The sequence below is a fragment of the Streptomyces sp. AMJ-169 genome (assembly GCF_055597585.1).
The window spans coordinates 135,737-156,842 of record NZ_JBVLTJ010000010.1 but is presented as its reverse complement, the minus strand read 5'-3'; the positions used below and the strand labels follow the sequence as shown (position 1 = coordinate 156,842).

At 71.0% G+C, this 21,106-nt stretch carries 17 protein-coding genes; 10 read left to right on the top strand and 7 right to left on the bottom strand.

The features are described 5' to 3' along the window. The first annotated feature begins 267 nt into the window (after nt 1–267). Nucleotides 268–2,328 (top strand): glycoside hydrolase family 36 protein, encoded by a 2,061-nt coding sequence (locus tag ACYUD3_RS24735; RefSeq protein WP_470973661.1) that lies wholly within the window; start codon nt 268–270, stop codon nt 2,326–2,328. A 276-nt stretch (nt 2,329–2,604) separates the two neighbouring features. Beyond that, nucleotides 2,605–3,144, top strand: coding sequence for a hypothetical protein (locus ACYUD3_RS24730; protein WP_470973656.1), 540 nt, complete (start codon nt 2,605–2,607; stop codon nt 3,142–3,144). Between the two features lie 3 nt (nt 3,145–3,147). Here ACYUD3_RS24730 and ACYUD3_RS24725 read toward each other — a convergent pair whose 3' ends face one another. Then, nucleotides 3,148–3,333 (bottom strand): DUF397 domain-containing protein, encoded by a 186-nt coding sequence (locus ACYUD3_RS24725; protein WP_470973653.1) that lies wholly within the window; start codon nt 3,331–3,333, stop codon nt 3,148–3,150. Between the two features lie 4 nt (nt 3,334–3,337). After that, nucleotides 3,338–4,225, bottom strand: coding sequence for a helix-turn-helix domain-containing protein (locus ACYUD3_RS24720; RefSeq protein WP_470973651.1), 888 nt, complete (start codon nt 4,223–4,225; stop codon nt 3,338–3,340). 141 nt (nt 4,226–4,366) lie between these two features. Here ACYUD3_RS24720 and ACYUD3_RS24715 point away from each other — a divergent pair, with 141 nt between their 5' ends. Continuing rightward, complete coding sequence (locus ACYUD3_RS24715) at nt 4,367–4,771, top strand: ATP-binding protein (protein WP_470973646.1); 405 nt, start codon at nt 4,367–4,369, stop codon at nt 4,769–4,771. A 72-nt stretch (nt 4,772–4,843) separates the two neighbouring features. Here ACYUD3_RS24715 and ACYUD3_RS24710 read toward each other — a convergent pair whose 3' ends face one another. After that, nucleotides 4,844–6,481 carry a M4 family metallopeptidase gene (locus ACYUD3_RS24710; RefSeq protein ID WP_470973643.1) on the bottom strand — a complete coding sequence of 546 codons (1,638 nt, stop codon included), beginning with the start codon at nt 6,479–6,481 and terminating at the stop codon, nt 4,844–4,846. 438 nt (nt 6,482–6,919) lie between these two features. On the opposite strand from ACYUD3_RS24710, the gene ACYUD3_RS24705 reads away from it, so the two are divergent. Together ACYUD3_RS24705 and ACYUD3_RS24700 are read left to right on the top strand one after the other, a co-directional pair. Next, nucleotides 6,920–7,441 (top strand): hypothetical protein, encoded by a 522-nt coding sequence (locus tag ACYUD3_RS24705; RefSeq protein ID WP_470973640.1) that lies wholly within the window; start codon nt 6,920–6,922, stop codon nt 7,439–7,441. Between the two features lie 212 nt (nt 7,442–7,653). Continuing rightward, nucleotides 7,654–8,271 (top strand): class F sortase, encoded by a 618-nt coding sequence (locus ACYUD3_RS24700; RefSeq protein WP_470973636.1) that lies wholly within the window; start codon nt 7,654–7,656, stop codon nt 8,269–8,271. A 10-nt stretch (nt 8,272–8,281) separates the two neighbouring features. Here ACYUD3_RS24700 and ACYUD3_RS24695 read toward each other — a convergent pair whose 3' ends face one another. Further along, nucleotides 8,282–9,064 (bottom strand): sulfite exporter TauE/SafE family protein, encoded by a 783-nt coding sequence (locus ACYUD3_RS24695; RefSeq protein ID WP_470973633.1) that lies wholly within the window; start codon nt 9,062–9,064, stop codon nt 8,282–8,284. Nucleotides 9,065–9,215: 151 nt separating this feature from the next. Between ACYUD3_RS24695 and nirB the strand changes: the two genes are divergently transcribed. Next, a complete protein-coding gene (gene nirB / locus ACYUD3_RS24690; RefSeq protein ID WP_470973627.1) occupies nt 9,216–11,804 on the top strand; it encodes a nitrite reductase large subunit NirB in 2,589 nt (862 codons plus the stop codon). Further along, complete coding sequence (gene nirD, locus ACYUD3_RS24685; RefSeq protein ID WP_470973621.1) at nt 11,801–12,151, top strand: nitrite reductase small subunit NirD; 351 nt, start codon at nt 11,801–11,803, stop codon at nt 12,149–12,151. Before nirB ends, nirD begins: the two co-directional genes overlap by 4 nt. 9 nt (nt 12,152–12,160) lie before the next feature. Here nirD and ACYUD3_RS24680 read toward each other — a convergent pair whose 3' ends face one another. Together ACYUD3_RS24680 and ACYUD3_RS24675 are read right to left on the bottom strand one after the other, a co-directional pair. Next, nucleotides 12,161–13,633, bottom strand: a complete 1,473-nt coding sequence (locus ACYUD3_RS24680; RefSeq protein WP_470973615.1) for a sensor histidine kinase — start codon at nt 13,631–13,633, stop codon at nt 12,161–12,163. Next, nucleotides 13,630–14,604, bottom strand: a complete 975-nt coding sequence (locus ACYUD3_RS24675) for a response regulator transcription factor (RefSeq protein ID WP_470973612.1) — start codon at nt 14,602–14,604, stop codon at nt 13,630–13,632. The genes ACYUD3_RS24680 and ACYUD3_RS24675 overlap by 4 nt, the downstream gene beginning before the upstream one ends. A 227-nt stretch (nt 14,605–14,831) precedes the next feature. On the opposite strand from ACYUD3_RS24675, the gene ACYUD3_RS24670 reads away from it, so the two are divergent. Both ACYUD3_RS24670 and ACYUD3_RS24665 read left to right on the top strand, forming a co-directional pair. Further along, nucleotides 14,832–15,437, top strand: coding sequence for a carbonic anhydrase (locus ACYUD3_RS24670; protein WP_470973607.1), 606 nt, complete (start codon nt 14,832–14,834; stop codon nt 15,435–15,437). After that, nucleotides 15,434–17,635 (top strand): SulP family inorganic anion transporter, encoded by a 2,202-nt coding sequence (locus ACYUD3_RS24665; protein ID WP_470973604.1) that lies wholly within the window; start codon nt 15,434–15,436, stop codon nt 17,633–17,635. Before ACYUD3_RS24670 ends, ACYUD3_RS24665 begins: the two co-directional genes overlap by 4 nt. 392 nt (nt 17,636–18,027) lie before the next feature. Here ACYUD3_RS24665 and ACYUD3_RS24660 read toward each other — a convergent pair whose 3' ends face one another. Further along, nucleotides 18,028–19,233, bottom strand: coding sequence for an SDR family NAD(P)-dependent oxidoreductase (locus ACYUD3_RS24660; RefSeq protein WP_470973599.1), 1,206 nt, complete (start codon nt 19,231–19,233; stop codon nt 18,028–18,030). Nucleotides 19,234–19,661: 428 nt separating this feature from the next. On the opposite strand from ACYUD3_RS24660, the gene ACYUD3_RS24655 reads away from it, so the two are divergent. Next, a complete protein-coding gene (locus ACYUD3_RS24655) occupies nt 19,662–20,864 on the top strand; it encodes an IS110 family RNA-guided transposase (protein ID WP_470973595.1) in 1,203 nt (400 codons plus the stop codon). Nucleotides 20,865–21,106: the final 242 nt, after the last annotated feature.

Genomic DNA, 21,106 nt, shown 5'->3' with positions numbered 1-21,106 from the left:
GGCGGCATGCCCGGGATTTCGAACGCCGTGCGGGGTCGTGCGGATCGCACCGAGGGGCTGCTGGAGAGCCCGTGGCGATCGACTGTAGCGGGGGCCGACGGCGTCCGCTCATGGCGGTTCGGCCAACTAGCGGTGCGGAACAAGTCACTTGTGACATCGTTCGTCACAGCGGCCACGCGCGGGCGGGTCATGGCGGATGAGAGCGTTGGTGAGAAGTGCCCGCAGGGCAGGCCCGTTCTGCCCGGCCGAGCTCTAACCTGAGCCGCTATGACACGTTACGCGCACTCTTACCGCTGGGGCCACTCGGCCCTCACCCTCGACCTCGACCTCACGCCGACGGCCCCGCGCCTGCTGCGGGTGACCCGCCCCGGCGACCCCGAACTCCCCAGTGCTGGGCTGCCGTTGGCCGACGTGATCCTGCTCGGCGAGGGAACCGGCTGGTCGGGCCCCCATTTCACCGGCACAGCGCTCACCGCCCGCCTGCGCTGTCGTACCCACCACGCGGCGTACGACGGGGACGGCCGTCATCACCTCACCGTCGAACTCACCGATCCCGAGGAGCGGCTGACGGTCTTCGTCGAGTACTCCTCGCCCGAGGGGATACCGGTGCTGCGCTCGCGGGTGCGGGTGCGCAACACCGGCGACACCGCGTTCGCGCTGCGGCACGTGGGCAGTCTGCTGCTCGGCGGGCTGCCCTCCCCCGACGTCCTCGATGTGCACTCAGCGCGCAACGACTGGCTGGCGGAGTGCCGTTGGGGCTCCGCGCCGCTGCGGGAGGCGGTGCCCGACATCGGCCGGGAGTTCCACGAGCACGACTCCCGGTCCGCGTTCCGCCTTGCGGGCCAAGGGAGTTGGCCCACCGACGGGCATCTCGCCATGGGTGCGCTGAGCGGGCCCGGCGGCGCGCTGGTCTGGCAGATCGAGTCCGGCGCCGGCTGGTCCTGGTCGGCGGGCGAGGCCGCCGGGCACACCTGGATCGGCCTGGGCGGGCCGTCGTACGACGCCCATGGCTGGCGGCAACTCCTCGCGCCCAGTGAGGAGTTCGCCTCCGAGTACGCGGCCGTCGCGTTCGGGGACGACTTCGAGGGGGCGGTGGGGGCGCTGACCGCGTACCGGCGGCACATCCGGCGTCCGCATCCCGATCACGAGCGGCTGCCGGTCGTCTTCAACGACTACATGAACACGCTCATGGGCGATCCGACGACCGCGAAACTGCTGCCGCTGATCGACGCGGCGGCCTCGGCGGGCGCCGAGTACTTCTGCGTCGACGCCGGGTGGTACGACGAGGAGAACGGGGGGTGGTGGGACAGCGTCGGCGCCTGGGAGGCGGCAACTTCCCGCTTCCCGAGGGGAATTGGCGAAGTCCTTTCCCGGATCCGGGAGCGGGGGATGACCGCCGGGCTGTGGCTCGAGCCCGAGGTGATCGGGGTGCGCAGCCCTGTCGCGCGTACGTTGCCCGAGGCGGCGTTCCTCCGGCACGAGGACGGGACGCGGATCACCGAACAGGGGCGGCATCAGCTGGACTTGACGCATCCGGCCGCTCGCGCGCACCTCGATGCGGCCGTGGACCGGATCGTGGGCGAGTGGGGGGTCGGGTATCTCAAGCTCGACTACAACATCACGACCACCTCTCCTCAGTTGCTCGCGCATACGCGGGCCTGGCGGGAGTGGGTGGGGGCGCTGCTCGACCGGTATCCCTCGCTGGTCGTCGAGAACTGCGGGTCCGGGGGCTTGCGGATGGACGGGGCGTCTCTGGCGCTCGTCCAGCTTCAATCGACCTCCGATCAGCAGGACTTGATGCGGTATCCGCCGATCGCCGCGTCCGCGCCGACCGCTGTGCCGCCGGAGCAGGGGGCGGTGTGGGCCTATCCGCAGCCGTCGTTCAGCGATGCGGAGATCGGGTTCACGATGGGGAGTGCGCTGCTCGGGCGCGTTCATCTCTCCGGGCATCTGGATCGGATGTCTTCTCGGCAACTCGGGCTTGTGCGGGAGGGGTTGGAGGTCTACAAGCGGATTCGGGGGGACCTTGCGGTGGGGGTGCCGTTCTGGCCGTTGGGGTTGCCCAGGTGGACTGATGACTGGCTGGCGTTGGGGGTGCGGGCGCCGTTGGGCGGGGTGTCGTACGTGACCGTGTGGCGGCGGGGTGGGGAGGAGGCTGAAGTGCGGGTGCCTGTGCGGCACTTGGGTGGGGTGAAGGAGGTTCGGGTGGAGGTGTTGTACGGGGAGGCGTCCGCTGTGTGGGAGGGGGATGGGGTGTCGGTGCGGGTGGGGGAGGCGCCGGGGGTGGTGGTGTTGGGGGTTCGGGAGGCTGTTGAGGGGGGGTTGTGAGGGGGTTCGGGAGGCGGCCGTGGCGAGGGGGGGCGTTCCGTGAGGGCGGCCGTGGCGAGGGGGGCCTTCGTGAGGCCGTCGTGTCGAGGGGGCCTTCGCGGGGCCGTCGATCCGCTCGGTGCGCTCGATCCGCTCGACGCGCTTTCGCTTTCACTTTCACTCGAACGGGAGCGGTGGCGGGGGCAGGAGGTGACAGGCTGGGGGGCAGAACCCCCGACGGGGGTGCCGGTCGGAGGAACCGCGCCCCCGCGACGATCGATTGGGCTGGTGGCCGGAATGAGCGAGTGGCTCCTGCTGGGCGACGGGCCCGTGTACGCGGTCCGGCTGGCGCCGAGCGACTTCCAGGCGGTGCTGCGCGTCGAGATCGACTCCGAGGTGTTCCGTGCGGCGCGGGAGCGGTACGGGTCCTTCGGCGTCCTGACGGTTCGCGCGGAGGAGGCGCAAGGGGGCCTGTACTCCGGGGAGTTGTTCTTCGAGGGGGAGTCTCTCGGGCAGGTCTCCGGGGAGGTCGAGAAGACCCTCTACTACCGCCGCGCCGACGACACCGCCGCGCCGGCCCTGCGGTATCTCCTCTTCGGCGAGCGGGAGATGTTCCTTCAGCATGTGCCGGGCGGCGGTGCGGGGTTCGATCAGGTGCTGCGGGTTCGGTTCACCGCGTGGCGGGATCCGCTGCTCGATCCGGATGCGGCCGTGGTGGTCATCATCAGCGGGCGGGAGGACGCGGCGGGGGATCGGCTGACGCCCGGGGAGAAGATTTCGGTGCTGCGGGAGGATGTGCGGGTGGTGGCGGAGGTGTATTTGAGAACGGAGAGGTAGGGGCTAGAGGGCGCCTTCGGCGAGGGCTGCTTGGAAGTTGGTCCAGGTGGCGGGGGTGAGGGTGAGGTGGGGGTGCGCGGGGGCTTTCGAGTCGCGGACGGCGATGAGGGTAGGGATGTTGGCGGCCACTTCGACACACTCCCCGTTCTCATGGCTGTAGCTGGACTTGCGGTACTCGAACACGGGCACGGGCTCACAGTTCCTTACGTAGCTCATCGAGCAATGCCACCGACTCTCGCTCACTCAGCGAGTGTACGGCGATGCTCTCGAACAAAGCATCGTAAGCAGCTGCGCCGTCCCCTCCCTCTACCCAGCGCTCGTTGAAGGGAGACTCCATGTAGACGACATCCATGGCGCCGGGTTCGGCGAACGAGATGATGGTGAACGGGCCGTTCAGGCCCTGATGCGTCCCGGCGCTGAAGGGAAAGATCCGCAAGCTGACGTTCGGCGCCTCGGCCACCCGTGACAGCTCTTCGAGCTGGACCCTGGCGGTCGCCGCCCCACCTGGGATGTTGCGAAGGGCGGCTTCATAGATCACCGCCTGGAATGCGAGCAGCGGCTCCTCGCGCAGACGGCGCTGGCGAGCCAGCCGTGACTCGACGAGTTCGTCGTCCGGCTGTGATTCCTCCGTCACTACGGACATCGGGGCCTGCCTCGTCGCCCTTACGTATTCCGGAGTTTGGAGCAGCCCTGGAAGGTAGCCCGGCTGCCAAGCCTTGATGACGGTAGCCGCGTTCTCCAACGCCACGTACTCCTGAAGGACGCCGGACATCGAGTAGTCGTCCCACCAACCCTTCGCTCTGCGCCGCTCTCGGTCGAGCCTCGCCAACTCCAGCAGTCCACCCACGACTCCGGGATCCCGCACCCCATACAACTCACACAGAGCCCGAATGTCAGGGTCCCGCATCGAGACCCAACCGCCCTCCATCTTCGCCACTTTGGTCGTAGAGGCCGTCAACACCTTGGCAGCATGTCCCTGCGTCAGCCCGGCCGCTATGCGCAACTTGGCCAGCTCGCCGCCGAGTCGGCGTCCCAGGACCGAGGACGTGCTGTTGCCCTGCGTCAGTTGCTGTGTGCTCACGGCGATCAGTCTGGCCTCCTATACGACACCGCGCAAACCCCGAAAGGATGAATTCCTCCTTCGCTGCCTTGCGATGGAGGAATGCCTCCCCCTACCTTCAGTGACGTACCAGTAACGCATCTCCGTGTGGGAGGCAGCCCCATGCCCGTACCCGAAACCCCCCTCCACCAAGACCGCACCTACTACACCCCCTATCCCAAAAACGTCTCCACCGCCCGCCACCGAGCCCAACGCCTCATCGAAGACTGGGGTCACCCCGAACTCTCCGCCGACACCGGCCTCCTCGTCTCCGAGCTCGGTGGTAACGCCGTCTTCCACGGCACCCTCCGCGGTCGCCTCTTCCGTGTCGGACTCGCCCTCACCGGCACAGCCGTCCGCATCGAAGTCACCGACCCCCGGGGCGAGTTGCTCCCCGCCCTCAAGACCGCCACCCCCGACCACCTCTTCGGCCGCGGCCTCCGCATCGTCGAGGAGGTCTCCGACCGCTGGGGCGTCAGCGAACTCGTCGTCGGCAAAACCGTCTGGTGCGAACTCGACCTCCCCTGACCTCGAACCCCGTCCAAGGGAAACAGCCGCCCCGGTCAACTCCCTTTACCAGAGCGGCCGTCCACTCCCCCGCTAGTTCACATTCACCGCACTCCAAGCAGCCCCCACCGCGCCATATTCCGCGCTCCCGCTGCCGTACAGATCCCGCGCCGCGTTCAGCGTCGCCGTCCGCGCCGCCGCGTAGTTCGTCGACGACGTCATGTAGACCGTCAGCGCCCGGTACCAGATCGCCCCCAGCTTGTCCCTCCCGATGCCGGTGACCGTCGAGCCGTTGTACGTGGGCGAGTTGTACGTCACGCCGTTGACCGTCTTCGTGCCGCTCCCCTCCGCCAGCAGGTACGCGAAGTGGTTCGCCACCCCGGACGAGTAGTGGACGTCCAGGTTTCCGACCGAACTGCTCCAGTAGTCCGCCGAGTTGCCGTCCTTGCTGGGCTTGTCCATGTAGCGGAGGGCGTCGCGGCCGAAGCCGGGGCGGACCACCTTTTCGCCGATCAAGTAGTCGCCGGGGTCTGAGGAGTTGGCGGCGTAGAACTCGACGAGGGTGCCGAAGATGTCGGAGGTCGCCTCGTTCAACCCGCCTGATTCGCCGGAGTAGTTGAGGCCGGCGGTCTTGGAGGTCACGCCGTGGCTCATCTCGTGGCCGGCCACGTCGAGGGAGACCAGCGGGCCGAACTGGGTGCCGTCGCCGTCGCCGTAGGTCATGCAGAAGCAGCTGTCGTCCCAGAACGCGTTGGCGTAACTGCTGCCGTAGTGAACGCGGTTGTAGGAACCCTTGCCGTCATTGCCGATGCCGTTGCGGCCGTGGACGTTCTTGTAGTAGTCCCAGGTGACGTCAGTGCCGTACTGCGCGTCCACCGCCGCCGTCGCCCGGCTCGTCGTCGCGCCCGTGCCCCAGTGGTTGGTCGTGCCGGTGAACAGGGTCGCGGGGGCGCGGCTGATGCAGATGCCGAAGATGCAGAGGTCGGTCTTGTTCTCGGCGTCGCCGGTGTACGTGTTGCCGCGCGTAGGGTCCTTGAGCTGGTACGTCGTCCCGGAGAGCGTCGTCTCCAGCGGGACCGTGCCGCCGTACAGGGACTGGCCGTCGCCGGCGACGTTCTCGATCGTGCTCCACGCGTCGATCTGGGCGCCGGAGCGGGCGTCCGTCAATACAGTGCGGGCCACCGGGTTGCCCTGTGCGTCGAGGGCCACCACGTCGGTGCGCCACGCCAGCTTCGGGGTGCCGTGCGCGGCGTCAACTATCAGCTGGGGCCTGGACTTTATCTGCTTCAGCGGGACGCCGAGGTGCGCCGCCTTGAGCGCGTTCACCGCCTTGTCCGCCGCCGTCGGCGCGGAGACGGCCGGGGTGATCGTGGCCAGCTGGATCGCCGTCCGCGTTGCCCGGTCCGTGCTGCGGTAGCTGCCGTCGGGGGCTAGGTGGACCACGAAGTCGCCGCCGAGGACCGGGAGTTGGCGGTACGTGCGGTCGTACCGGACATGCTGCGTGCCGTCCTTGTCGACGATCACGTCCCGGACGCTGGTGGCCTCCGCCGGGGTCAGGCCCAGGTGGTCGGTCACCGCCTGCGCCGCGTTGCCGATCGCGTCCGCCCGGGTGGGGCGGACCGCCGCGTCGGCCGTGGGTGAGAGGACGGCCGCCAGCATCGTGGCCGTGGTGACGGCGATACCGGCCGTGGCGAGACGGGAACCCCGGGCGTGCTGCCGTATCCGGCTCATCTGTCTCCTCAGAAAGCCTCAGGGAGGCTCGGGAAGGCGCCCTCAGGCGCGGACGGGATGGCGCTGACTGACGTAGCCAGAGATTTAAGTGGGCATGACATGGCATGTCCATAGCGCCTCCACAGAGGGCTCCGGGTGCGGCCGGTACGAGGGCGCCGGGTGCCGTCTGTCCGAGGGCACCGGAAGACCCGCCGAAGGAGACCCGGTCACCCGTTCACACCTCCCCGGAAAGCTTTTCCGAAAGCATCCCCCACCACCCCCCTGACCTGCCGAAACGCCCCCCGACCCACCCCCCTCACCACCCCCTCCCCACCTTTCTGACACCCCCTCAGGGAGCGCGCCCGGCGATCTGCCCCTTACCTCGGAAAGGACGGCTCGAAGACAGCTCGTCGAGGAGCGCGGAGCCTCGTCGAGAAGCGAGGAGCAAGGAGCACGCGCATGCGACGTACCGCTCGGCTGCTGGCCGCCGCCGCGCTCGCCGGGGTCGCGGCGGGCGGGGCCGCGGCGCCCGCGTTCGGCGGGGACGCCGGGAGGCTCGAGGTGTTCCCGTCGACCGTGCTGCCGGGTGGGCAGGTCACCGTCAACACCGCCGCCTGCGGGGAGGGCGGGAGTGCGAACGGGGACGCGGGGGCTGTCGGCGCGGGGCGGTTCACGCTCGCGCCGTCCGCCCATGAGGGCGACGCCATCGGGCAGTTCAAGGTGCCGCCGAGCGCGCAGCCGGGGACGTACGAGATCGTCGCCGTCTGTGCCGAGGGGGGCAAGCAGGTCGCCGGGGACCTCGTCGTCACCCTCGCCGCGCTGCACAACCAAGTCCAGCCCAGGGGAAGTGTCAAGACGGGGGTCGGTGGCGCGCTGGGCCCCGACCCCGTGCAGACCGCGGCAGGTGTGGCGGCGCTCGCCGTCGCCGCCGCGGGCGGTACCTGGCTCCTGCATCGCCGGGCGAGAGGCGACGGGATCTGACGGACACCCTCCGCTGTCCGTCCCACCGGTACCGCTTCCCTCCCCCTCCGGGCCCGACGCCCCTCGCGGCCCGGAGGGGGGTACGGGGGTCGGCCGAGAGAGGGTCCGCCTCAAGGGCGGGCCAGTCGAGCGAGGGCCCCTCTCGAAGCGGGCCCATTGAGCGAGGGCCCGAGGCCGAGGCGAAGGCCCAGCCCAGAGAGGGGTCACACGCCATGCCCAAAGTCGGCAACACCGCGATAGCCGCCGTCACCGTCACCGCCCTCTGCTCCGGCGCCTGGCTGCTGCACAGCGCGGCCGAGACCAGCGCCCCGCCCCAGCCCTCCGCCGCGCAGGCCGGCACCGGCCCCGGCGACCCGCGGGCCGCCCCCGCGCTCGCCCCCTCTCCCCCGGACCGCATCCGCATCCCCTCCCTCCGCGTGGACGCGCCGCTGATGGGGCTCGGGCTCACTGCGGGCGGGAGCCTGGATGTGCCGCCCGCCGCGAAGAAGAACCTGGCCGGCTGGTACGAGGCCGGCACCACCCCCGGCGAGACCGGCACCGCCATCGTCGCGGGCCACGTCGACAACTCTGAGGGGCCCGCCGTCTTCTACTCGCTGGGCGCGGTGAAGAAAGGCGCCGCGATCGAGGTCGAACGGCGGGACGGGAGCGTCGCCGTGTTCACGGTGGACGCCGTCGAGGTCTACCGCGCGGACGCGTTCCCCGACAAGAAGGTGTACGGAGCAGCCGCGCGCCCGGAGCTGCGGGTCATCACCTGCGGCGGCGGATACTCACGCACGACCGGATATCAGGGCAACGTCGTGGTCTTCGCCCACCTCATCACCTCCCGCTGATCATCAGCTTTCACGCCAGCCACTGCTGATACGCCAGATTCGCCACCAGCGCGAACACCACCGTCAGCAACACCACCCGAACAAACCCACTCCCCCTCTTCAACGCCGTCCGCGCCCCGAGAGTTCCCCCCGCCAGATTGAACACCGCCATCACCGCCGCCAGCTTCCACATCACCGCCCCCTGCCACGCGAACGTCGCCAGCGCGCCCGCGTTCGTGCAGCAGTTGACGATCTTCGCGGTGGCCGACGCGGTCACCAGGTCCAGGTGGAGGACCGCCGTGAGGGTCAGGACGAGGAACGTCCCGGTGCCGGGCCCGATGAGGCCGTCGTAGAAACCGATGCCCACGCCCGCCAGGCCGATCGCCGCCAGGACGCGGCGCGGGCCCGCCGGGCCGGTCGCGGGGGCCGTGCCGAAGGCCGGGCGGGCGATGACGAAGGCCGCGACCGCCAGCAGGACGACCATGATGACCGGCTTCAGGACCGCCGTGCTCATGCCGGCCGCGAGGAACGCGCCCGCCGAGGAGCCGAGCAGCGCGGCGACGCCGATGCGGACGGCGAGCCGGACGTCCACGCGCGTCCTGCGGGCGTACGTCACCGCCGCCCCGGACGTCCCGACGATCGCGACCGCCTTGTTGGTGCCCAGCGCGTGCGCGGCCGGGGTGCCGGCGGGCAGGCCCAGCAGGAGCGCGGGCAGCAGGAGGAGTCCGCCGCCGCCCACGACCGCGTCGATCCAGCCGGCGGCCAGGGCGGCGAGGCAGAGCAGGGCCAGGGTGGCCAGGGGTATGTCGGGCATGATCGCGACTTTATGCGGCCCGTATCTCCCCTCACATCCCGCCCCCTCCCCCGCTGAGGGCAGCGTTCCCCCCGGGAAACAGCCGTGATGCGGCCGGGAAACCTCCGCGTCGCACGCTCGGGGTCATGACCTCGGACGACGGAGGCTGCTGATGCCCACGGACACCCCCACGATCGTGCTTGTCGGCCATGGCATGGTCGGCCAGCGCTTCCTCGAAGCGCTCGCCGCGCGCGGCCTGACCGCCACGCACCGCGTGGTCGTGCTGTGCGAGGAGACGCGCCCCGCGTACGACCGCGTCCGGCTGACCTCGTACTTCTCGGGCACGACCCCGGACGAACTCTCCCTGACCGACTGGGAGTTGATCGCCGAGCACGGCATCGAGCTGTACCTGGGCGACCCCGCCGAACACATCGACCGCACGGCCCGTACGGTAACGTCCCGCTCCGGCCTGGAAGTTGCGTACGACGTCCTCGTCCTCGCCACCGGCTCCTACCCCTTCGTGCCGCCCGTCCCGGGCAAGGACGCCGAGGGATGTTTCGTGTACCGGACCATCGACGACCTTCTGGCGATCGAGGCGTACGCGAAGTCCCGCGCGCGTGTGGGCGCGGTGGTCGGCGGCGGGCTGCTCGGGCTCGAGGCGGCGGGAGCGCTCCAGGGGCTCGGACTCACCAGCCACATCGTGGAGTTCGCGCCCCGGCTGATGCCCGTGCAGGTCGACGAGGGGGGCGGTGCGGCGCTGCTGCGGACCATCGAGGGGATGGGGCTGAGCGTGCACACCGGGGTGGGCACGCAGGAGGTCGTCGTCGGGGACGACGGCGCCGTCACCGGGATGAGGCTGTCCGACGGGTCCGAACTCGCCGCGGATCTCGTGGTGTTCAGCGCCGGTGTGCGCCCGCGCGACCAACTCGCCCGGGACTGCGGCCTGTTGGTCGGTGAGCGCGGCGGGATCAGTGTGGACGAGCAGTGCCGTACCGTCTCCGACCCGCACGTGTTCGCGATCGGCGAGTGCGCGCTGGCCGCCGACGGGCGGGTGTACGGGCTGGTGGCGCCGGGGTACGAGCAGGCGGAGACGGCCGCCGCGACGATCGCCGCCGACGAATCCGCCTTCACCGGCGCCGACTTGTCGACGAAGCTGAAGCTGCTCGGCGTCGACGTGGCCTCCTTCGGCGACGCGCACGGCACGTCCGGCGACTGCCTGGACGTCGTCTACTCGGACGCCCGCTCCGGGCTCTACAAGAAGCTGGTGATCGCCCGCGACGGCACCCTGCTGGGCGGCATCCTGGTGGGCGACGCGGACGCGTACGGGACCCTGCGCGCGCTGACCGGTTCGGTGCCGCCGGTCGCCCCCGAGTCCCTTGTCCTGCCCGCCGGTTCGGGCGGCGGCGCGCAGCTCGGGCCCTCGGCGCTGCCGGACGAGGCGGTGATCTGCTCCTGCAACAACGTCACCAAGGGCACGATCCGGGGCGCGGTCGCCGAGCACTCCTGCACGACCGTCCCCGAGGTCAAGAAGTGCACCAAGGCCGGTACCAGCTGCGGGAGTTGCGTCAAGGTCCTCGGCCAGCTGGTCACCGCCGAACTGGAGGCGTCCGGCGTCGAGGTCGACAAGGGGCTGTGCGGCTGCTTCGCGCAGACCCGCGAGGAGCTGTACGAGATCGTCCTGGCGCTGCGGATCGGCACGTACCAGGGGCTGTTGGACCGCTACGGCCGTGAGAGCGCCCGGGGCGGCGACGGCTGCGAGGTGTGCAAGCCGACCGTCGCTTCGATCATCGCCTCCCTCGCTCCGGCGATCGGCGCGAGCGGGTACGTCCTCGACGGCGAACAGGCCGCGCTCCAGGACAGCAACGACCACTTCCTCGCCAACCTCCAGAAGAACGGCTCCTATTCGGTCGTCCCGCGCGTCCCCGGCGGTGAGATCACCCCGGAGAAACTCATCGTGATCGGCGAGGTGGCCCGGGACTTCGGGCTCTACACGAAGATCACCGGCGGTCAGCGCATCGACCTCTTCGGCGCCCGCGTCGAACAACTCCCGCTGATCTGGGCCCGGTTGGTGGACGCCGGCTTCGAGTCGGGGCACGCGTACGGCAAGGCGCTGCGGACCGTGAAGTCCTGCGTGGGACAGACCTGGTGCCGTTACGGCGTGCAGGACTCCGTCCGGATGGCGATCGAACTGGAGCTGCGCTACCGGGGGTTGCGCTCGCCGCACAAGCTGAAGTCGGCCGTCTCCGGCTGCGCCCGCGAGTGCGCCGAGGCCCAGTCGAAGGACTTCGGCATCATCGCCACCGCCGGCGGCTGGAACCTGTACGTCGGCGGCAACGGCGGCGCCACCCCGCGCCACGCGGACCTCCTCGCCCAGGACCTCACCGACGCCCGACTCGTCCAGCTCATCGACCGGTTCCTCATGTTCTACATCCGTACGGCCGACCGGCTGGAGCGCACCTCGACCTGGCTGGAGCGGCTGCCCGGCGGCCTCGGCCACGTCCGTGAGGTGGTCGTCGAGGACTCCCTCGGCATCTGCGAGGAGCTGGAGTCGCTGATGGCGGCGCATGTCGCCGGGTACCGCGACGAGTGGGCCGAGACCATCGACGACCCTGAAAAACTCGCCCGGTTCGTGTCGTTCGTGAACGCGCCCGACACCCCCGACCCGGTCGTCGGCTTCGTGCCGGAGCGCGGCCAGATCAAGCCCGACCTGCCGCTGCTGTCCATCGGCACGCGCCCCATGGAAGGAAGCGTCCCGCGATGACCCTGGCCCCCGAGACGACCACGCTGAAGGTCCAAGTACGCCTGGAGGAGGGGTGGTTGGCGGTCTGCGACCTCGAACTCCTGCTGCCGGGGCGGGGGGTGGCCGCCCTGCTGCCGGACGGGCGTCAGGTGGCGCTCTTCCGGGACCGGGCGGGCGCGCTGTACGCCATCGACAACCGTGATCCGTTCGGCGGGGCGGCCGTGCTCTCGCGCGGGCTCACCGGGACCCATCAGGGACGGCCGTTCGTCGCCTCCCCGCTGCTGAAGCAGCGGTTCGACCTGGTCAGCGGGGAGTGTCTGGACGATGCTTCGGTGCGGGTCGCCGCTTATGAAGTGCGGGCCGCCTGAGGGGGGTTGCTAGGTGCGGGCCAGCTGACGGGAGTCGGCCCGGGGTGCCGTCGGAGGTTTCCCGGCCCGCCGCTCCTCGTCCGCGACCGCCTGGAGCCGTACGAAGGCGTCCAGGCCGCCCAGCGGTGCGGTGCGCAGGGCCGCTTCGCCGCCGCCCGCGTGGGCCAGCCGCTGGACCAGGGCGAGGCCGAGTCCGGTGCCGCCCTTGGGGGCGTCGGGGGCGCGCCAGAAGCGGTCGAAGGCGCGGCGGCGCTGCTCGGCGGTCATGCCGGGGCCCTCGTCCATGACGTGCACCTCGACGTGGGCGGGGGTCAACGAGCGGGCGGTGAACCGGCGTTCGGTGCCGCCGGGGCGGCGGGTGTCGATGCAGACGGTGGTGCCGGGGGGCGCGACGCGCAGGGCGTTGGAGAGGAAGTTGTCCAGGATCTGCTCCAGCGCGCCGGACACGGCGGTGGCGCGGCCGACGTGGTCGCCGGTGAACGCGAGCCGTACGCCGTGCTGTTGGTACAGGGGCAGCCATGCGTGGTGGCGTTCGGCGCAGATCAAGTCGACGTCGACCGCTTCGAGTTGGGCCGCCTTCTCGTCGAGGCGGGCCATCGCGAGCAGGCCTTCGACCATGCGGGCGAGCCGGTCGGTCTCGGTCATCGCGGCGGCGAGGCTGCCGCGGGCCTGGAGGGCGATGTGGTTCTCCAGGTTCTCAAGTCGCAGGCGCAGCGCGGCCAGTGGCGTCTTCAGCTGGTGCGACGCCTCACCGGCGAACGCCCGCTGGGAGGACAGGAGGTGTTCGAGCCGGGCGGCGGTGCTGTTGAACGTGGCGGCCAGGCTGCGCACTTCGGGCGGCCCGGCGGTGACGGCGACCGGCTTGGCGCTGCCGCCCGCCGCCAACTCGTGCGTGGCACGCTCCAGTTCACGGATCGGGCGGCCGGTCCAGCGGGCGATGGCGAAGCCGATGACGGCGACGGCGGCGAGCGCGGCGGCGCCGATCCCGGCGAGCAGCAGCCAGAAGTGGTGGACGCGTTCGTGGACCATGCGGGTCGGCAGGATGATGCGGACCGCGCCCTGGAGTTCGGCGCCGTGCAGGATCGGCCGGGCGACGGACAAGTACTGGACGCCGCCGATGTCGGAGGTCCGTACATCCGCCGTGGAGGTGCCCTTGAGGGCGGCGGTGATGTCGGGCCCGGTCTCCTCGCCCTGCTCAAGGGGGTGGGAGGTGGCGAGGAGGGCGCCCGCGGTGTCGACGATCAGCACTCTGCCGCCGATCCGCCCGGCGCAGTGCGCGGCGCGGGCGGGCAGGTCCTGGGCGGCTGTTCCGGCCTCCAGCGAGAGGGAGGCGTAGGCCGCCACCGACTCCGCCTCGTCCTGCGCCGAGTTGAGGACCCGCTCGCGTTCGGCGCCGGAGTAGATGTAGCCGAGGGGCAGTTCGAGGCTGAGCAGGAGGAGCGCGGCGAGGGTGAGGTAGCTGAGCAGGAGGCGGCGGGTCATCGCGCGGCCGTCCAGTCGTAGTCGCTGTGGTAGTCGCGGGAGCCGGAAGAGCCGTAGGAGGCGGTGGAGTTGGGGGAGCCGGAAGAGCCGTAGGAGGCGGTGGAGTTGGGGGAGCCGTAGGAGCTGTAAGGGTTTCCGTACGCCGGCTCGGGGGCGGGCGCCGGGGCCGGCGGGCGGCCTTGCACCGCGAGGCGGAAGCCGACTCCGCGCAGGGTCTGGATCCACGCCGGGTTGCCCAACTTGCGCCGCAGCGTGGCGACATGGACGTCCAGGGTCTTGGTCGGGCCCTGGTAGTGCGGGTCCCACACCCGGTCCAGGATCTGCTGCCGTGAGTAGACCGCGCCCGGGTCCTCGGTGAGCAGCGCGAGGAGGTCGAACTCCTTCGGGGTGAGGATGACGGTGTCCTCCCCCACCCACACCTGCCGGGTCCGCCGGTCCACGACCAACGGGCCGGTGAGACCGCCTTGTTGGGGTTGTGGAGGGATGTACGGCTGCTGCGTGTACGAAGGCTGGGGCGGCGGGGTGTACGAAGGCGTCGGTGTGAACGGCTGGGCCGCGTACGCCTCTTGGGTCTCGTTGCCGTGGTCCCCGGTGAACTCCCCGCCCCCGGAGACGCGTTGGGAGCGGCGGGTGACCGCGCGGACCCGGGCCACCAGCTCCCGCATGCTGAACGGCTTCGCGAGGTAGTCGTCGGCGCCGAGTTCGAGACCCAGGACCCGGTCGGCCTCCTCCCCCCGGGCGCTGAGGATGATGATGGGCACTTCCGAGACCTGCCGGATGCCCCGGCAGACGTCGATGCCGTCGATGTCCGGCAGGCCCAGGTCGAGCAGGACGACGTCGCCGTACGGTCCCCTCAGCCCCTCGGTCCCGTTGGGGACGTGCTGGACGGTCAGTCCGAAGTGGCCGAGACCCTCGACGAGCGGTTCGGCGATCGTGTGGTCGTCCTCTATGAGCAGGACTTGTACGCCCATACGTTCCGTCTCTTCCCGTTGTCTGGCCTGCCCCGGTCAGCGGCTCGGCGGATTCTTCACAGTACAAGAAAGCGGAGGCAAAAAGCCCTCCCTCCGTAAAAATGTCCGGGTCCTGTCTGCGATTTAGTGTTCCTCTAACCTTCCGCTGGGAGACCCCCCTCTACTGTCGAAGCATGCGGCTCTGACCTGCGGATATGGTCCGCAGTCCGGCTTCTTCGGGAGGAATCGTGCAGGCATTGCTGGAGCGGGCCCGGGCGTTCAAGCGTCGGGTCGACTTCGAAAGCGGCGAATACCGGAAATTGGCGGACGGACAAAGTCCGGAGGTCCTGTTCATCACCTGCTCGGACTCGCGGGTGATACCGGCGCTGATCACCGGAGCGCGGCCGGGTGAGATATTCGAGCTGCGTAATGCGGGGAATATCGTCCCGCCGCACGACGGAGCCGGCCCCTCCGGTGAGGCCGCCACCATCGAGTACGCGCTGGAGGTGCTCGGCGTTCAGGACGTCGTGGTGTGCGGTCACTCGCACTGCGGGGCGATGGGCGCGATCACCGCCGGGGACGACCTCTCCGAGCTGCCCGGTGTCGCGGCCTGGCTGGAGCTGGCCCGGCCGGAGCTGGCCGCCGCCCTGGACGTCGTACGCGGCGAGCGGTCGCTGCTCGGGGTCACTCAGCTGAACGTCGTCAACCAGCTTCAGCGGCTGGCGAGTTACCCGGTTGCGCAGCGCCGGATCGAGGCCGGGGAGCTGCGGTTGCACGGGTGGTACTACGAGGTGCACACCGGTCAGGTGCAGGAGCTGGGCGCGGACGGGGCGTTCCGGGTGCACGCGGCATGAGCGGGACGCATGCGGCGCGGACGCGGGGGGAGCGGGCGGCGGGCCGGGGCGGCTTCGCCGGGCCGGCGAGTTATCCGGGGTCGGCCGGGTATCCCGGGGGTTCTGGATACGCCGGGGGGTCCGGGGGGTCCGGGTACGTCGGGGGTTCCGGGTACGCCGGGTCCTCCGGGACATCCGGGGGTTCCGGGTCCTCCGGGACATCCGGGGCTGCCGGGTACACCGGGTCCTCCGGGGCATCCGGATATGCCGGTCCCTCCGGCCGCCCCGACTCCTCAGCCTCGTCCGGACACTCCGGCTACTCCGGGTCCGCCGAATACTCCGGCTCCTCCGGCCGGCCGGGCCCCTCCGGATACTCCGATCGCCCCAACTCCCCTACCTCCCCCGGCTATTCCGGATCCCGCGCGGCCCGCCCCGGCCCCTCCCCCAAGGGCTCCGCCCAGAAGGGCCCCAAGGTCGATCTCGCCACCGAGATCACCGCCTCCCTCGTCGTCTTCCTCGTCGCCCTCCCCCTGTGTATCGGCGTCGCCGTCGCCTCCGGGGTGCCCGCCGAGCTCGGGATCATCTCCGGGGTGATCGGCGGGCTCGTGGTCGGGGCGGCGCGTGGGTCGACGCTTCAAGTCAGCGGGCCCGCCGCCGGGTTGGCGGCGCTGGTGGCGGAGACGGTGCTGGAGCACGGGGTCGCCATGCTCGGCGTGATCGTCCTGTTCTCCGGGCTGCTCCAGATCGTGCTCGGGCTGGTCCGGCTCGGGCGGTTCTTCCAGGCGATCTCGCTGGCCGTCGTACAGGGCATGCTCGCCGGGATCGGGCTGCCGCTGATGTTCAGCCAGGCGTATCCGATGATGGACTCCAAGGCGCCGGGTACGCCGCTGGAGAACATGGCCGGTATCCCGGGGCTGCTCGCCAACACCCTTGCGGATCCTCAGGCGTTGATCGCGGCGGGGCTCGGCGTCGTCACCGTCGTCCTCAGCTTCCTGTGGAAGAAGGCGCCGGGTCCGGTCAAGAAGGTGCCGGCCGCGCTGGTCGCCGTGGGCATCGGGATCGCGGTGGCCTCGCTGCCCGGGGTCGACGTGAAGACGCTCCAGGTGGGGAATCTGCTGGCGTCGGTCAGCGTGCCGGGACCCGCCGAGTTCGCGGGGCTCGCGGACGTCGGGATCATCACGGCGATCCTGACGTTCACGGTGATCGCGTCCGCCGAGTCGCTGTTCACGGCGGCTGCGGTGGACCGGATGCACGACGGCGCGCGGACCCGGTACAACCCTGAGCTGATCGCCCAGGGGGCCGGGAACACCATCGCCGGGCTGCTGGGCGCGCTGCCCATCACCGCTGTCGTGGCCCGGAGTTCGGCGAATGTGCAGGCCGGGGCGAAGACGCGGCTGTCGCGGACGCTGCATGGGCTGTGGCTGCTGGCGTTCGCGCTGTTGCTGCCGCAGGTGCTGGCGCTGGTGCCGATCTCCGTGCTGGCGGGGGTGCTGGTGCACAGCGGGTGGAAGCTGTTCGCGCCGGAGGAGTTCCCGAAGATGTGGCGGCAGGACCGGGGGGAGTTCGCGGTCATGACCGTGACGACTCTTGTGATCGTCGCGACCGCGCTGCTGGAGGGGGTCGTCCTCGGGCTCGCCGCCGGGATCGTGCTGGCCGCCGTCCGGATGTCCAAGACCGTCATCCGGCGGCAGGTGAAGGACGACACCGCTGTCGTGGTCATGGCCGGGAACGCGACTTTCCTGCGGCTGCCCGAGGTGATCGAGGCGCTGGAGGGGGCCGCCGAGTCCGGCAAGGACCGCATCCGGCTGGACCTGACCGGCGTGACCCACCTCGACCACGCCTGCCGCAGCCAGGTGGAGGAGTTCACGGCACAGCAGCGGAAGAAGGGGCTCCGGGTGGAGCTGCTGATGCCCGGGGGCGCGAAGGCGGCGGCTCCTGCCGTGGAAACGGCCGAGGAGAGCGGGGAGTTCCCCGGGTACGACGACTTCCCCGCCTACCCGGCCTACCCCGACTCACCACCGGACGTGTCGGCCACGTACGCACGGCCCGGACAGGGGTACGGGGAGCCCCCGCTCCCTCGCCGCACCCCAGCACCGGCCGCACCCGCACCCGCACCCGCCGGACCGCCGTCGCCCACGGCGGAGTGGTTCTACTTGGACACGACACCGATGCCGGAGGATTTCGCGGAGCGGTATGCGGAGGGGTATGCGTATCGGTAGGGGGGAGGAGGGGGCTGGGGAGACCGGCGGGCCGGAGGGGGGCGGCTGGCCGGGGAGGCCGGCGCGGCGAGGGAGCCGACCCGGTGAGGGGGGCGGCTGGCCGGGGAAGCCGACGCGGCAAAGGAACCAGCCGAGCGAGAAGGCCAGCCGACCAGGGAAGCCGGCACGGCAAAGGAACCAGCCGAGCCAGGACGCCAGTTAGTCGGGGAAGCCCGCGCAGCGAAGGAGCCAGCCGTCCGGTGGATCGGAGGGTGTCCGGGCGCACCGCCTACGGCCGGCCCCGCTCACCCCCTCCGCGTCCCCGCCCGCCGACCGGTCAGGACATCCCCAGCCGCCGCCCGTACGCCGACCCGGCGCAAACCCCACAGCTCAAGACACCCGCACCCCGCCCCTCAAGACGCCCCCACCCCCTCCCCGTACACCACCCCCGTCAACCTCTCCGACACCTCCCACAGCCACTCCGCCAACCGGTCGTCCCGCGTACGCGGCGCCCGCCAGGACGGGGCGGGGGCGCCGCGCCACAGGGCGAAGGACGGGCCCGTGAAGGAGTCGGGGCGGACGCCGGGTGCGGTGGCCGCGTACAGCAGGGGCAGCGCGCCCGTCTCCGCCGGCTGGGCGAAGACCTTGTCGCCGACCTCCATCAGCGCCCGGCCGGCCCGTCCCCCGACCCCGGAGGACAGGCCGGTCGCGGCGTACCCGGGGTGGGCGGCGGCCACGACGACACCGGAGCCCGCGTCGGCGAGGCGGCGGGCGAGGGCGTGCGTGAACAGCAGGACGGCCGACTTCGAGCGGGCGTAGGCGGTCCAACGGTGGTAGCTGCGCAGGCCGTTGGGGTCACGGAGGTCGACGTTGGACATGGCGTGCATGGCGCTGGAGACGTTGACCACGCGGGGGACGGACGTGTACGAGGCTCCCAGCACATCCGCGCCCCCGGCCACCCCAACTCTCGCGGCCCCCTGCACCTCCGCCGCCTCTGCCACCCCGGCCCTCGCAACCCCCTCCGCCTCTGTCACCCCTTGCACATCCGCGCCCCCGGCCACCCCAACTCTCGCAACCCCCTCCGCCACCCCGGCCCGCGCGCCCCCCTCCCCCTCCGCAGCCCCCAGCACATCCGCAACCCCGGCCCCCGCAGCCGCCCCAGTCCCCACAGTCCCCTTCGCCTCAGCCGCCCCAGCCCCCTCCGCCGCCCCCAACAACCTCGGCAACAACAACCCCGTCAACGCGAAGTGCCCCAAATGGTTCACCCCGAACTGCGTCTCGAACCCGTCCGCCGTCGTCCCGTACGTCACCCCCATCACACCCGCGTTGTTGACGAGCAGATCGACCCGGTCGTACGGGAACCCCTCCGCGAACCGGCGTACCGAGCGCAGGTCGGCGAGGTCGAGGAGGCGGAACTCGGTCTGGGCGTCGGGGACTTCCGCGCGGAGGCGGTCGCGGGCGGCCCGGGCGCGAGGTTCGCTGCGGCAGGCGAGGATCACCGTCGCCCCCTTGCGGGCCAGCTCCCGCGCGGTGATGTACCCGAGTCCGGTGTTGGCCCCGGTGACGACCGCCACCCGGCCGCTCTGATCCGGGATCTCCCGCGCGCTCCAGCCGCCCATGCCCCGCAGCCCCCTTCTCCAGTGGTGATCCTCTCCACACTAGGAGGGAGCGTGTCGGGACGGCGTATGTATGTTGCGGATTACGACCGGTTTCGGACGGTTCGTCTACGCGCGTCCGGCATTCCTCGCACGCACGTCCGGCATCCCCTCCCAGAATCCCCGGCCCCCCCGTTATCTTCTACACGGTCCTGCAAGAGGGCCGCTGGCCTCCGGGCCCGGCATGACTGTTCCCCCCTGTCGAACGGATGACCTGGGGGGTGGTGTTCACCGGGCCCGAGAGGTGTTGTCGGAGACGCTGATGAGAGGCCCGGCCACCGTCCGGTCCGGTGCAATGCCGGGCAGTTCGCGGGCGGCAGGTCTGCATAACGTGGATGCGCGAGAACGACACCGACACCGAAGGCCAGCCGCACCAGAGGAGTTGAAGCACGATGTTCGACACCGGCGACGTGGGCGTCTTCCTCGGCCTGGACGTCGGCAAGACCGCTCACCACGGCCACGGGCTGACCCCGGCAGGGAAGAAGGTCTTCGACAAGCAGCTGCCCAACAGTGAGCCCAGGTTGAGGGCCGTCTTCGACAAGCTGGCCGCGAAGTTCGCCACCGTGCTGGTGATCGTGGACCAGCCCGCCTCGATCGGAGCCCTGCCCCTGACGGTCGCCCGGGACGCCGGCTGCAAGGTCGCCTACCTGCCCGGACTGGCCATGCGGCGGATCGCCGACCTCTACCCCGGCGAGGCGAAGACCGACGCGAAGGACGCCGCGGTGATCGCGGACGCCGCCCGCACCATGCCGCACACCCTGCGCTCGCTGGAACCCACCGACGAGATCACCGCCGAGCTGACCGTGCTCGTCGGCTTCGACCAGGACCTCGCGGCCGAGGCCACCCGCACCTCCAACCGCATACGCGGCCTGCTCACCCAGTTCCACCCGTCGCTGGAACGCGTCCTCGGACCCCGCCTCGACCACCAGGCCGTCACCTGGCTCCTGGAACGCCACGGCTCCCCGGCCGCCCTGTGCAAAGCCGGACGCCGCAGGCTCGTCGAACTGGTCCGGCCCAAGGCTCCGCGCATGGCCCAGCGGCTGATCGACGAGGTGTTCGACGCGCTCGACGAACAGACCGTCGTGGTCCCGGGCACCGGCACCCTCGACATCGTGATCCCGTCCCTGGCCCGCTCGCTCGCTGCCGTCCACGAACAACGACGAGCCCTGGAAGCACAGATCGGACAGCTGCTGGAGGCCCACCCTCTTTCCCCGGTCCTGACCTCGATTCCGGGAGTCGCGGTCAGGACCGCCGCCACCTTGCTGGTCACCGTCGGCGACGCAACCGGCTTCCCCACCGCCGCCCACCTCGCCTCCTACGCCGGCCTCGCCCCCACGACCAAGTCGTCGGGCACCTCGATCCACGGCGAACACGCACCCAGAGGCGGCAACCGACAGCTCAAACGCGCGATGTTCCTGTCCGCGTTCGCCGCCCTGCACGACCCCGCCTCCCGCACCTACTACGACAAATGCCGGGCCCGCGGGAAAACCCACACCCAAGCCCTCCTCCGCCTCGCCCGCCAGCGGATCAACGTGCTCTTCGCGATGCTCCGCGACGGCACCCTCTACGAACCCAGAACCCCACGCCCCGCTTGACGAAAGACATAGAGGCACCCCCCCAGAACCTCCGCCCCCCCAGAACCTCCGCCCCCCTCGGAACCTCCGGCACCCCCAGAACCTCCGCCCCCCTCGGAACCTCCGGCCCCAGAACCTCCAGCCCGCCCGTCGACCACACCCCCGCACAGAGGGCGGCACCCCCCGCACAGGGATGCCGCCCTCTCTTGTGTACCGGGAGCCGCCGCCGATCGGTGAGGGTCGGGGACCGGCCGCCGCTCTCC

Bases quoted from the DNA above. Each gene is read 5' to 3' on its own strand.
- ACYUD3_RS24705 (WP_470973640.1), top strand. From the start codon at position 6,920: ATGCGACGTACCGCTCGGCTGCTGGCCGCCGCCGCGCTCGCCGGGGTC.
- ACYUD3_RS24735 (WP_470973661.1), top strand. From the start codon at position 268: ATGACACGTTACGCGCACTCTTACCGCTGGGGCCACTCGGCCCTCACC.
- ACYUD3_RS24680 (WP_470973615.1), bottom strand. From the start codon at position 13,633: ATGACCCGCCGCCTCCTGCTCAGCTACCTCACCCTCGCCGCGCTCCTC.
- ACYUD3_RS24655 (WP_470973595.1), top strand. From the start codon at position 19,662: ATGTTCGACACCGGCGACGTGGGCGTCTTCCTCGGCCTGGACGTCGGC.
- ACYUD3_RS24715 (WP_470973646.1), top strand. From the start codon at position 4,367: ATGCCCGTACCCGAAACCCCCCTCCACCAAGACCGCACCTACTACACC.
- nirD (WP_470973621.1), top strand. From the start codon at position 11,801: ATGACCCTGGCCCCCGAGACGACCACGCTGAAGGTCCAAGTACGCCTG.
- ACYUD3_RS24660 (WP_470973599.1), bottom strand. From the start codon at position 19,233: ATGGGCGGCTGGAGCGCGCGGGAGATCCCGGATCAGAGCGGCCGGGTG.
- ACYUD3_RS24675 (WP_470973612.1), bottom strand. From the start codon at position 14,604: ATGGGCGTACAAGTCCTGCTCATAGAGGACGACCACACGATCGCCGAA.
- ACYUD3_RS24700 (WP_470973636.1), top strand. From the start codon at position 7,654: ATGCCCAAAGTCGGCAACACCGCGATAGCCGCCGTCACCGTCACCGCC.
- ACYUD3_RS24665 (WP_470973604.1), top strand. From the start codon at position 15,434: ATGAGCGGGACGCATGCGGCGCGGACGCGGGGGGAGCGGGCGGCGGGC.
- ACYUD3_RS24695 (WP_470973633.1), bottom strand. From the start codon at position 9,064: ATGCCCGACATACCCCTGGCCACCCTGGCCCTGCTCTGCCTCGCCGCC.
- ACYUD3_RS24730 (WP_470973656.1), top strand. From the start codon at position 2,605: ATGAGCGAGTGGCTCCTGCTGGGCGACGGGCCCGTGTACGCGGTCCGG.
- ACYUD3_RS24710 (WP_470973643.1), bottom strand. From the start codon at position 6,481: ATGAGCCGGATACGGCAGCACGCCCGGGGTTCCCGTCTCGCCACGGCC.
- nirB (WP_470973627.1), top strand. From the start codon at position 9,216: ATGCCCACGGACACCCCCACGATCGTGCTTGTCGGCCATGGCATGGTC.